This is a genomic window from Roseofilum halophilum BLCC-M91 (assembly GCF_030068445.1).
Lineage (GTDB): Bacteria > Cyanobacteriota > Cyanobacteriia > Cyanobacteriales > Desertifilaceae > Roseofilum > Roseofilum halophilum.
The window spans coordinates 1-11,524 of record NZ_JAQPOK010000110.1; the positions used below are offsets into that span (position 1 = coordinate 1).

Annotated in this window: 11 protein-coding genes and 2 pseudogenes; 5 read left to right on the plus strand and 8 right to left on the minus strand. The window is 43.7% G+C overall.

Features of this window, described 5'->3' with window-relative positions:
• The 5 genes from PJF56_RS22200 to cysE all read right to left on the minus strand — a co-directional run.
• A partial coding sequence (locus PJF56_RS22200; RefSeq protein ID WP_347179441.1) for a helix-turn-helix domain-containing protein occupies positions 1-107 on the minus strand: 107 nt, incomplete at its 3' end.
• Positions 108-440: 333 nt separating this feature from the next.
• The gene (locus PJF56_RS14940) at positions 441-1,994 is read right to left on the minus strand and encodes a phospholipase D-like domain-containing protein (protein ID WP_283763485.1); all 1,554 of its coding nucleotides are present in this window, start codon (positions 1,992-1,994) and stop codon (positions 441-443) included.
• The gene (locus PJF56_RS14945; RefSeq protein ID WP_283763486.1) at positions 1,994-3,661 is read right to left on the minus strand and encodes a DEAD/DEAH box helicase; all 1,668 of its coding nucleotides are present in this window, start codon (positions 3,659-3,661) and stop codon (positions 1,994-1,996) included. The genes PJF56_RS14940 and PJF56_RS14945 overlap by 1 nt, the downstream gene beginning before the upstream one ends.
• Positions 3,595-5,289 (minus strand): serine/threonine protein kinase, encoded by a 1,695-nt coding sequence (locus tag PJF56_RS14950; protein ID WP_283763487.1) that lies wholly within the window; start codon positions 5,287-5,289, stop codon positions 3,595-3,597. The genes PJF56_RS14945 and PJF56_RS14950 overlap by 67 nt, the downstream gene beginning before the upstream one ends.
• Positions 5,290-5,359: 70 nt before the next feature.
• Entirely contained in the window at positions 5,360-6,163 is an 804-nt protein-coding gene (gene cysE / locus PJF56_RS14955) for a serine O-acetyltransferase (RefSeq protein ID WP_283763488.1), read from the minus strand.
• 132 nt (positions 6,164-6,295) lie between these two features.
• On the opposite strand from cysE, the gene PJF56_RS14960 reads away from it, so the two are divergent.
• Positions 6,296-6,454 (plus strand): hypothetical protein, encoded by a 159-nt coding sequence (locus PJF56_RS14960; RefSeq protein ID WP_283763489.1) that lies wholly within the window; start codon positions 6,296-6,298, stop codon positions 6,452-6,454.
• Positions 6,455-6,464: 10 nt separating this feature from the next.
• Here the strand turns inward: PJF56_RS14960 and PJF56_RS14965 are convergent, their stop codons facing one another.
• Complete coding sequence (locus PJF56_RS14965; protein WP_283763490.1) at positions 6,465-6,887, minus strand: ATP-binding protein; 423 nt, start codon at positions 6,885-6,887, stop codon at positions 6,465-6,467.
• Between the two features lie 247 nt (positions 6,888-7,134).
• Between PJF56_RS14965 and PJF56_RS14970 the strand changes: the two genes are divergently transcribed.
• A complete protein-coding gene (locus PJF56_RS14970; protein ID WP_283763491.1) occupies positions 7,135-8,271 on the plus strand; it encodes a PP2C family protein-serine/threonine phosphatase in 1,137 nt (378 codons plus the stop codon).
• 14 nt (positions 8,272-8,285) lie between these two features.
• On the opposite strand, the gene PJF56_RS14975 is transcribed toward PJF56_RS14970, so the two are convergent.
• A complete protein-coding gene (locus PJF56_RS14975) occupies positions 8,286-8,618 on the minus strand; it encodes an STAS domain-containing protein (protein WP_283763492.1) in 333 nt (110 codons plus the stop codon).
• 261 nt (positions 8,619-8,879) lie between these two features.
• Here PJF56_RS14975 and PJF56_RS14980 point away from each other — a divergent pair, with 261 nt between their 5' ends.
• The 3 genes and pseudogenes from PJF56_RS14980 to recR form a co-directional block, all read left to right on the plus strand.
• The gene (locus PJF56_RS14980; RefSeq protein ID WP_283763493.1) at positions 8,880-9,350 is read left to right on the plus strand and encodes a hypothetical protein; all 471 of its coding nucleotides are present in this window, start codon (positions 8,880-8,882) and stop codon (positions 9,348-9,350) included.
• A gap of 83 nt (positions 9,351-9,433) precedes the next feature.
• A complete protein-coding gene (locus tag PJF56_RS14985; protein WP_283763494.1) occupies positions 9,434-10,429 on the plus strand; it encodes an anti-sigma factor antagonist in 996 nt (331 codons plus the stop codon).
• Between the two features lie 288 nt (positions 10,430-10,717).
• Positions 10,718-11,311, plus strand: a pseudogene (gene recR / locus PJF56_RS14990) (recombination mediator RecR); the annotation flags it as partial.
• Between the two features lie 20 nt (positions 11,312-11,331).
• On the opposite strand, the pseudogene PJF56_RS14995 reads toward recR, so the two are convergent.
• Positions 11,332-11,524: pseudogene (locus PJF56_RS14995) on the minus strand (hypothetical protein); the annotation flags it as partial.

An 11,524-nucleotide genomic window follows, 5' to 3' on the forward strand; every position in this document is an offset into this window, starting at 1 on the left:
TTTAGAGCGTAGTTCCACCACCATCTAGCACAGCCAAAGTGCTGAGACAGTAGAATTTGTTGCTCTGGTGTTGGGTAAAGTCGAACCTTGAGTGCTTTGTGCAGCATCTTAATACCTCCTTACTGTATTTTACATACAACATCAAGAAAATTTGGAAATTTCCGTTCCTCCAATTTCCCGCCTTTCATCCCGCCGCTAAATCGAAGCGATTATAGCGGGGGACTTCCCGGCGAATTAGTTAATGGATTAATTGATTAGGCGATCGCCGTTTAGGAATGAGTGATGCTAAAATTTTAATGGCTTTTCCGGGTTTGAGCGCGATCGCATAACTGAAAACAGAAGGGTTGCACAGAACAGCTTAACTCAACATAATAATCATTATCATTCTATTTTTTGTACTTCCACTGTGAAACCCGATCGAAACAGGATTTAGCCTGAAACTAGACCTCCTCAGTTAACCGTCTGAGCAAACTATCGAATAACTCATCGATTTTCTCAGGATCAGAAACTAACGTCCCGCGCTCATCACGAAATGTGCGATCTCGTTCACCCTTGAACGATAGCCAATTAAAACTGGTAGTGACCGCAAACTTAGTATCTGAAATAAGGATTTTTGCATGGGTATCTCCCAAACGTTTAAGGATAAATGATTTAGAATATTGATTCGCCAACTTTTGCAGAGTTTTTTCAGCCTCAATATCTCTCGAATAACGATTTTCGTTTTTCTCTCCCAAACCATATCCAATAAAAACCTGCACTCCTCGTTTCAGTAGATTCTCAAACTGCTCAAGAAACCATCGGTTGACTGAATTAGCCCGAATCCACGGAGAAATGATCATTAAACGTTGCTGAGTGTCTTTCAAAGCCTTCTCTAGTAGAGGACGATGATCGTACATTTCTAGTAAGCGTATAGGACAAGAAGAAATCACAGACTCTAGTTGAGCTTTAAGTTCTGCTATCCTTTCATCCTTTTCGTGCAATTCCTGAAGTAACTTATCTTTTTCATTTAGATCATCTATCCGATCTATCTGTTGCCGCGTAGATTCTTTCTCAGATTCTATTTGAGATGTAACTAAAGCCACCTTTTCAGCCACATGATCTAGATCATCAACTAAATTCTCTACAAAGTCCTTTCCTAAAATCTCTTTTGCAAGTTTCAGAGGCTCATTTTCCTGCAATGCATTAAGAATCTGACTTCTAATTTTCTTGGCTCCATTTGAACGAGCGAAGGCGGCCTCATGTTCGTTAGAGAGGATGTCATCAACAATAAATGCCACTTGAATTTCATCACTATCTTTTGCCTTATAAATAAGTGCCGTAGATCGCTGGAAAAATCTTTGCCTACCTTCAATTGCCTTTAATGCTAATACATCTAACTCATTGTCATTCTTAGGCTTCAGACTTTTGCTATTCCCAAGGATTTCACGAATAACTTTATCAATATCCTTAATACTCAAGTCAGATAATTCTGGAGGACGCTTAGGTGAGGGTTCAATTTCCACGATACCTTCGTCTCGTAAATTTCTTGGCTTTAGTAACATCTTCTCAGATTGTCCATACCAACGTGGAGTTCGCAGAAGTCCATCAAAGTTAATATCAAAGGTTCGTTCCTCTGGAACAATAATTTTGGCTTCTCTTAAAGTCCTCTCACCCTTCTTCGTCAATTTCCATATTTGAATCTGTGAAGCATCGGCAGCAATCAAGTCAATATCTTCACTCAGTCGAAGAGTCACCATTGCCTCTCTAGTTGTTGAGAGTTCCAAACCTAAAAATCCTGCGATTTCCTCCTCAGAAGACAACCCAGCATCAATCGATCTTAGAACAAACTCCTCAATCGGCGGAATAGACTTGCGAATCTGAGTCAGAACATCAACGGTAATTTTATAAACAGGTAACCCGACTTCTTGGCAACTAACTAAGTCAAAACCAGGTCGATTATCATAACAGCGTAAATCTTCAGAAGAGATAGAAATAAACTCTGATTCCCAGTTCATCAGCTTACCTCCATGCAAATGCACTCTTCTGGATGTTGTTCAATATAGTGCAAGACATTATGTAGAGGACTATGATTCAGCGATCGACAAAACTGATGATCGCCTACAATCAAAAGACCAACTCGACCTCTGGATAATGCGACATTCAACCTAGCTTCATCGCGTAAGAAGCCGATTTTTCCATCTTTGTTTGAGCGAGTAACTGAATAAATTAGGATATCAGCTTCACGTCCCTGAAAAGCATCAACGGTATTGCACTCAATTGCTAATGCCTGCAAGCCACTTTGTTCTGCATTTAACCTACGCTTCAGCAATTTTAACTGTGCCGCATAACCACTTAAAACTGCTACTCTATAATTCCTTTGGGCTTCCGTAGCTGCTTGGTTTAGTTGCTTCAACCATTCAAAGATGACAGTAACTTCACAGGAATTATTAAAGCTAGAATTAGCACTTTGCTCGCGACTGTTAGGAAGCTTTGATGTCGTGAGCCACGTAACAGGTCTTGGTAAAGCTCTGCTTAAAACCTTATCAATTTCAGGGCCGCTACTTTCTAATGTCCCATCATAGAAACAGGTGCTAATGAGTGTACCAATTGGTTCTACCATGCGATGTTGAGTAGCCAGCAGTTTCTGGCATTCATCCGGTAAGATTCTTAAAAGGCGATCGAATAAAGTTTCCTGAATATCCTCTGGAGTCAATTCATATCGCTCAAGAAAACCAGCATTTCGGCTCGCTTCATCTTGAAAGGGTGGAAGTTGTTTTGGGTCTCCTACCAACAGCCACTTTTTGGAACGCGACATTGGTACTAAGACTTCCGTTGCAGTTGCTTTTGAAGCCTCATCTACAATGCAAAGGTCGAATTCAGAATCGTTAATTGCCCTTGAAATTCCGATACAAGTTCCAGCAACAACTTGCGATCGCTTAATTAATGGATCGTTAAATCGTTCATTACGACCAAATTGATCGAACCATTCTGTTTGCAGGTTTATAAGTTGCTGGAGTAATTTAGAGTTGGGTGCATTTGGGTCAATCAAATTATTGCTATGATGCTCTAGCTCTACACTGGTCAATTTTAATAGCTGATTGGCTTTGAGTTTAGTTATTCGCTGAAGGCGCTTAACTTTTTGCTTTTGTTCATCTCGTAACGCTTTTGCCTTTTTCTCTAATTCTTCGATTTCTTCTTCTAATCGGCTAAACTCTTCTTCTTGTGCCGATGAAATTCTTCGTTGTTTTTTTCCTTTAATACTTCCCGAATTTGAGGGCTGATGCACACTTTTATTTTTCTTTGATCTTCTTGGAGCTTGGCGATCTTTCTCTTGCTTTCGACTCTCTAGTCCCACTCTCAATTTTTCTATATCCAGGACAATATTTTTTAGTTTCTGGAATAAGACTGCTTTCTCCAAATCTTTTTGAGATATTCCATGATTCACCGACCAATTAGCTAAAAAATCTCGACCTTTGGCTAGTGCATCCTCTCGCCATTTCTCCATTTGCTCCTCTAAAAGTAATGAATGAACACCTTCTGAAACTCTTTCATGATTGCCAATTCGGACAAGTTTTAAATTCGGATTCTCGGTTTGAATACGTTCTAATGCATTATCTAACGCAACATGAGTCTGAGAACTGAGTAGAATTCGCGCTTCAGGATTTGCTTGAAGTGTTTGCAAAATAACTTCAGTAATAATCGAATAGCGTCTAAAGCTCTTTTCTGTCGATTCAGTGCAATTTCAGCTAATCGAGTATCGAAAGAAAGTTGACTGCGTTGAGGTAGTCGATCGGGTTGTCCGTATCTAACATATAGATGTAATTCATTACCTACCAGCTCTATAACATCTCCACCTAATAGACTAAATCCCTTAGAGTTTTTGACATGACGGGATTGCCCAAGGATGTCATCTTCAGGCAATTCTTCTAATTGGAAAATCACTCGATTATTATCAAGATTAAAGGAAAGGTACTTAAGAGCTTTCTCTCGCTGCTGTTCCCAATCAGTCTTTGCTCTCAGGATATTCCACCAAACTTGAAATATCTTGTGTTTCTTTTTCTCGATGAACTGCTCTTTGACAGTCGCCTCATGCTCAACAACTGCATCTTGTAACTCCCGAATAATCTCGACAGCTTCGTATGAATAGGTTGGAGTGCCAAACTTAAATTGATAGGGCAAACTCCACGCTAGTTCTCGTCTCTGCTCCAGTTGAGAATGGGCTGTATCCCAAGCAGTAAAGATAACAAGATGATCCTTCCGCCTATCGTCTACTTTTACATGATACCGATAAGAGCTACCGTAAAGTTGGTAGTGATCTTCCTCAGAGTAACTATCATTATTATTCAATGTATCAGGTCGTATTCCAGAATTAACTTCACTATTTAGGTCATCAAGAATGAGATTTTGGATTTCATTTTCAGAGGAGATACCTAGTGTGTCTCGAAAACTATTTAAACACTTTAGAGTCAATTTTAAGTAGCAAGATTTAACCTTCGGTTTCTGAGTTCTAAATCGCTTCTGCTGAATAGCATCTAACTCTGCTAATAGCAGTTCTGCATTGAGTTGCCGTTCGGCAGGATCGGTGGCAACAGACCGTTCAATAATTTCAATGATCTCAGGTGGTGCGTCAAGATTAGCGATCGCTGTCTGAAGGCTGCTGTAGTCAACAAGATCAACATTCGTCAGGCATTTTAATGTCACTACTCCAAAACTAAATACATCACGGGTATATGGGTACGATCCATCGTCCTCTTCTGGCGGTGTAAAGGGGCGAGAAACAAATTCTCGTAATGTGACAGTTGGGTGAAAATAGCTTCTAAGTTTCGAGATGCCAAAATCAGCTAACTTTATTCTGCCATCTTGCCCGACTAGAATATTGCTGGGTTTGAGATCTCGATGGACACATTGGCGCTCATGTGAAAAGGCAAGGGCTGTAAGTATTGGCAGAGCAAGCCTTTCCCAGTAGGAGTCCCATCCCTCTAAGGGTGACTCCTTAAGAAGCCCTTCTAAATTGTTCTCCATCCATTCCAAAACAAGGAACTGTTCTTTGGTTTGTCGATCTTCCCCTGAGTCAAGAAGCTCGATGATACTAGGATGTTTAAGTTCTGCAAGAATTTGCTTTTCACGTCTGAACGATTCTGATTGAACTCCTGGCTCAATTTGCCCATGTTTAAAGACTTTAATGGCGACTTGGCGGCCATCTTTTTGGGAATCAATGGCCTTATATACATCTGCCATTCCACCTGAACGAGGGTTAGGCAGTAGTAAGTAGCGATCGCTAATAATACGAGGCGGTGTTTTTTCCTTCATTATTTGATATCGCCTGAAGAGACAGGGAATCCCCACCCTTTAACGAAGTGGAGGGTGGGGAGGAAGTCAATCAAATCCCCGATCCATCTAAAAACTCTTCAATCGCTCGATCCTTCAGGGCACAACTGCTGTGCTTAGAGCTATAGGATGGGGCTTCTAGGACTTCCTCCTGCATAGCCGACCGATCCCAGGAACTCCAACTGACACTACTGACCGATTGACTCTCCAGGCTAACCCCATTGCTCCCTTGAAGCACGCGCACCTGTTCTTCAAGTTGTTCAATTCGGTCAACCAACGTCCGAATCATATCCGCTTCCGCATCCGGGAGTCGTCCATGTTCGAGGGGATCGACTCGAACCCCAGAGCGATAAACAATCCGTCCAGGAATGCCCACCACCGTACAATCGGAAGGTACATCCCGCAATACCACAGATCCCGCACCAATGCGGACATTATTTCCAATTAACAGATTACCGAGAACCTTAGCTCCCGCACCCACAACCACATTTTCCCCCAGGGTAGGATGGCGTTTACCACTTTCCTTGCCGGTTCCGCCCAGAGTTACCCCTTGATAAATGAGGCTATAGTCTCCGACAATGGCCGTCTCACCAATCACCACGCCCATACCATGGTCAATAAAGACTCCTGTACCAATAGTTGCTCCTGGGTGAATTTCGATACCCGTAAACCAACGAGCCAGATGGGAAATAAACCGAGGTACAAAGGGAAGTCCCAATACATGCAGCCAATGAGCCACGCGATAAAACAGCAGCGCTTGTAGTCCAGGGTAGCAAAACAGGACTTCCAGCCAATTCCGGGCAGCAGGATCGCGATCGAAGATGATACGGAAGTCGGCAACAATATTACTTAGCACGATTAAAAGTATCCAAAGCTTCATCAAACAGATCAATCTAGATCTTAGCGTTTCGCGGCCAGTTTACCCAAGGGATTCGAGTTAAGTTAAGGTGAAATTGAGTCATCCTTTCCTCAACTAACACCCAAATCTATGCCAATCTTGATTTTAATCTTGGCCCTAATTGCCGGATATGTGGGCAGCGAACTCCTGGCACTCGACCTCATTCGTCTGTTAAAAACTCTCTCTCTTCCCCCTTGGCTGCTCTTAAGTGTCATAGTCTCCCTTTTCATCTGGTGTTTTGGAGAGTAAAGTCAATCCCCTAATAGTGCTTGATCAGCTTCAAACAATGGCGTTTATCCTCCGTAGCGGTATAACTGAGGAAATCGGCGATTTTGGACATCATAAACCAACCCCGCCCATTTTCTGCATCATCTCTTGGAGGGGGTTGACTTTTAAGCCATTGGTCAACATCAAAGCCTTCACCATAATCCCAAATGGAGATGGTAACCGAATCGGCCGCTAAGATTACTTCAATATCAATGGGGGTATCTTCGGGTAAATGACGATGGGCATGGCGTACAGCATTGGTCAATCCTTCATAAAATGCGGTTTTGCACTGGAGCCAGGTGGCTTCAGGAATAGCAAGAGAGGGGTGATTAAGATGTTCAAACCAAGCTAAGGCACGGGCTAAAGCCTGGCCATCAGAATGAACTTGCAGATCGGCTCTATGGGGCAATTTCAATGGCGTAACCCTTAATCAGGCAATCAGCACAGGTGAAGAACCATTCAAAAGCGAACTCAACGTTTATGATGGAATCACTCTTACGTCGGTTCGGAATCAGTAAGATGGAAACGGACGGTAGATCTGAGGTCACGCCTCTTACTGAATTGTTGCTCTGGTGCTTCTGCTTATAAGCTATCAAATAGGCTATCAAAGTGATCTCGCTTTTGTCAGATTTTCCAGCTCCTAGTCTGATGACATTTTAATCATGTACAAGGTTTTGATTATAGAGGATGACCCTCTGTTTCGGTTAGTGTTAACCAAAGCTCTTAAGAACCAAGGGTATGATGTAACCGTGGCTACCAATGGTGAAGAGGGTTTAGAACAAGCCCAGAGTTTGCGCCCTGGATTGATTTTATGCGATTGGATGATGCCTCGTATGGATGGCTTGGAGGTCTGTCGCCGCATTAAGGCCAATCCGGATTTAACGACGACGTTTTTTGTGTTGCTGACGGCTCGTGAGGGGGTGGAAGACCGGGTTCAGGGCCTCGATAATGGGGCGGATGATTTTTTGTCGAAGCCCATTGAGGTGAATGAGTTGCGGGCTAAGGTGCGGGCCGGTTTGCGACTGCACCAGCTCAGTCAGGATTTACAAACGGCGAAACAGAGACTCGAAGAAGAGTTGACAGAAGCGGCTGATTATGTTAAGTCTCTTCTCCCTGGGCCTTTGCAAGAGTCGGTTTCAATTGATTCGAGGTTTATTCCTTCTCGCCAACTGGGAGGGGACTGTTTTGATTATTATTGGCTCAATGAAAATCAGCTTGTGATTTATGTGGTGGATGCGGCTGGCCATGGAGTGGGATCGGCTCTGTTATCGGTTTCTGTTCTTAATTTCCTGCGCTCTCAATCTCTTTCAGGGGTTGATTTTTCTCAACCCCATCAGGTGCTAAGGGGTCTCAATGATACGTTTCAGATGGATACTCAAGGCGATCGCTACTTTACGATTTGGTATGGGGTTTATCACCGCCAAGAGCAGTCTCTGGTCTATGCGAGTTCGGGCCATCCTCCAGCGATTCTCTTATCTCCTCATCTCAAGGACGATATGCAGGTTCAACATCTGAAAACACCGGGTTTTCCCATTGGCATGTTTCCGGGAGTAGAGTATAAATCTTATCAGTGTGAGGTGAAACCCCAAAGTATCCTCTATGTATTTAGTGATGGGGTCTATGAAATTCATCAGACTGATGGCACTCTCTGGGGACTTGAGGCATTTAGTCAGTTTTTAGTCGCCCATCAGCACTTATCTTCTGAGTTGTTAGATCATTTGCTCCATTGCATTCATACGTTAAACTCGAACACCATTTTGGATGATGATTTATCTCTACTCCAGGTTAAGTTTCATTAACGGGGAGGCGATCGCTATTCTTTGGCGGCTGCCAGATTTTGCTCAAACTCCTCCCGGCTGTTATATACATCAAATACTCGATCCATGCTGGTGAGTTCAAAGAGCATCCTCACTTGTTCGTTAATGGAGCAGATAAAGAGTTTTCCACCAGCAGAGCGTACTGTTTTCAATGCAGCTACCAGCGCACCTAAGCCAGAACTATCAATGAAAGTTACCTCTTTAAGGTCAATCAGGATCAAGTCAGCACCCGATTGAACTAAGGTGTTCACTTCCTCTCGGAACTGAGAAGCTTTGGTACTATCTAAAATGCCGGAGGGTTGAATTTGTTTAACAACAATTTGATTCATGGGTTCGATCAACAGAGGTTTGCGAGTTATCCCAATCCATTGGATTTAGTTGAATAGGATACTATATTCTAGTTGACCCCATTCTATCCGGATGAACTCAGAACTCAAGAATGTGGCTACAGGCTTTACAGGGAAAAGTTTCCAGCGATCGCCTGCCGGATATTGGGATTGTCTTCAGATTCAAAGCAGGGTATTTTGATTTCAGGAGGGGATATCAATGCATCTATAGAATACAATATCTAGCGATCGCAATGGAACAGAATGATTGTAACAACGGTGGGCAGGGAACCCTATCCCTTTAATCGTTTGATGAGTTGGTTGGAAGTTCTTATAAAACGGGGATTTATCCAGGAAGAACTCATCGTACAGTATGGCAATTCTACAGTTTGGCCCAACATCGAGGGATGTTTTGTCGATCTCTCAGAAACCCAGTTAACCGAGTTCGGGGATCAGGCTCGTTTGATGATTAGCGACTGCGATCCCCAAATGCTCAAGTTTTTGGATCGAACCACTAAACCTTATATTTTGGTTCCTCGTGCCCAAGGCTATAAAGAGCATATTGACGATCGCCAAATGGAGTTAGCTCAGAATCTGGCCTTGGCAGGAGTACCGATTGCTTGGTCTCCAGGAGACCTGGTACGGTTTCTTCATGCTCCTCGGAAAATTTCTCGGTCTACGTTAATGGCGATCGCCAATGAGACGGTGAAACGGTCTCTGAAAAAGGGCCGTTGAGTTGATTGTCTCAAGATCGCCATAGGGTGCTTTTTTCGGTTTTGGCAGAAATATGACTTCGATCGACTCCCCTGAATGTGTATATGAACAATCCAACAAATCCCCCTGAGTTTGCCATGACTTCCTTTGGGGAGTATGGTTTGGTGCAGTTATCGAAAAATTTTACGGTGACTCAAGCGGTGGCATTTAAAGATTATTTTAAGCAGGTCTGCGATCGGCAATCCGATCTCAATCAGATTGTTTTAGATTTAGGACAAACGACATTTATTGATAGTAGTGGTATTGGTGCTTTAGTGGGGTGTCTGAAAATAGCTCAAGCCCACCAGATCGAGTTGGTGATCTGGAGCCTGCATCCGCAAGTGAAGATGGCTTTTGAGTTAACCGGACTCAAAGATGTGTTTACGATCGATATGGGTACGGAGTGCCTCTTAGCTCCCGAAACAGAAGTTACTGAAGTATCTGGGACAACCCATCCATCGGTGCGATCGCCTCTGAAGCGGTTGCTCGATATTGTCGGTAGTTTGGTGGGTTTAGGGATTACGGCCGTGCTGTTTCTTCCCATTGCGATCGCCATTCAAATTGACAATCCCGGCCCCATTTTCTTTGGTCAAATCCGTTGTGGTTGGATGGGGAAACGGTTTAAGATTTGGAAATTTCGCTCCATGGTTGCCAATGCGGAAGCCTTAAAACATCAAGTTAAAAATGAAGCAGAAGGAGCCTTTTTCAAGAATAAAAACGATCCTAGGGTGACCCGTGTCGGTAAATTTTTACGCCGCACCAGTTTAGATGAACTGCCTCAGTTTTGGAATGTTTTAAGGGGGGAAATGAGTCTAGTGGGAACTCGCCCCCCTACCCCCGATGAAATCGAGCGCTACGAAATTCCTAAGTGGCAACGGCTTGATGTGAAACCCGGTATGACCGGAGAATGGCAGGTGAATGGGCGATCGTCTATTCGAGACTTTGAAACGGTTATTCAAATGGATTTGCGCTATCAAGAAAACTGGAGTTTATTGCATGACATTAAACTCATTCTCAAAACCATTGTGGTCTTATTTCACAAAAATGCAGGAGCAATGTAAAAAAAACTAGCAAGAAGGAAACAACCTATCCGCCAGCCGCAAAGGTAAACATCACTAGAGCAGAGAGCAGAATGCCGGGACTGAGCAGTAAAATTAAGGTCAGCAAATCATGGACAGTCATACCCAAAGGCGCTCCTGAATCAACACTACATTTTGTTAGGGTATCCGATCTGTGCCAAAAAGCAAACCAACCTGAGCATTCTTAATCCTAGCTTAAGCTCATCTGCCAGAGAGACTCCAAGTGTTACCCTAAATAAGGATCTCTAACGCACCAGGAGCAAGCATACGGTTTACCCTAATCCTTTAGCTCGCTTAATTGAGCAATTCCAACGCTTACCAGGGGTGGGGCCAAAAACAGCGCAACGCCTCGCTCTCCATGTTCTCAAACGGCCAGAAGCAGAAATTAAAGCTCTGGCCCAAGCCCTACTCGATGCCAAACAACAAGTCGGCTTATGTCAAAAATGTTATCATCTCTCCGCCGATCCTATATGTAGCATTTGCAGCAATCTTAATCGCGATCGCCAAATTTTGTGTGTCGTCGTAGATTCACGAGATGTGATTGCCCTAGAAAAAACCAGAGAATACCGAGGCCTCTACCATGTTCTTGGTGGAGTCATTTCCCCCATGGATGGCATCGGCCCAGAACAACTCACCATTCAATCCCTGGTGCAACGAGTGAGCCAAGACAACATCCAAGAAGCGATCCTAGCCATCAGTCCTAGTGTGGAAGGAGAAACCACCACCCTCTATATCGGTCAACTCCTAAAACCCTTTACACGGGTAACCCGCATCGCCTTTGGATTGCCCATGGGAGGAGACCTAGAGTACGCTGATGAAGTCACCCTAGCTCGTGCCCTAGAAGGTCGTCGAGAACTCGAGTGAACTACCCACACTGTACCGCCCTAGTCAGTGTGGGCTTCCAACTTCACAGAAGATTGCCTCATCTTGGATTTGCGTCCACGAATGGGTCTTACATCCTCTCCATTGGCGTTTGCCTCCCCCGTCCCAGAGGAGGACACTATTCTGATACCTTCTGCTCTAATACAGCGCTTCGCGCGGTAATGGGTAATGGGTAATGGGTAATGGGAAAACCAT

Coding starts and splice junctions, on each gene's coding strand:
- PJF56_RS14940 (WP_283763485.1), bottom strand. CDS start 1,994: ATGAACTGGGAATCAGAGTTTATTTCTATCTCTTCTGAAGATTTACGC.
- PJF56_RS14950 (WP_283763487.1), bottom strand. CDS start 5,289: ATGAAGGAAAAAACACCGCCTCGTATTATTAGCGATCGCTACTTACTA.
- PJF56_RS14960 (WP_283763489.1), top strand. CDS start 6,296: ATGCCAATCTTGATTTTAATCTTGGCCCTAATTGCCGGATATGTGGGC.
- PJF56_RS14970 (WP_283763491.1), top strand. CDS start 7,135: ATGTACAAGGTTTTGATTATAGAGGATGACCCTCTGTTTCGGTTAGTG.
- PJF56_RS14975 (WP_283763492.1), bottom strand. CDS start 8,618: ATGAATCAAATTGTTGTTAAACAAATTCAACCCTCCGGCATTTTAGAT.
- PJF56_RS14980 (WP_283763493.1), top strand. CDS start 8,880: ATGATTGTAACAACGGTGGGCAGGGAACCCTATCCCTTTAATCGTTTG.
- PJF56_RS14985 (WP_283763494.1), top strand. CDS start 9,434: ATGAACAATCCAACAAATCCCCCTGAGTTTGCCATGACTTCCTTTGGG.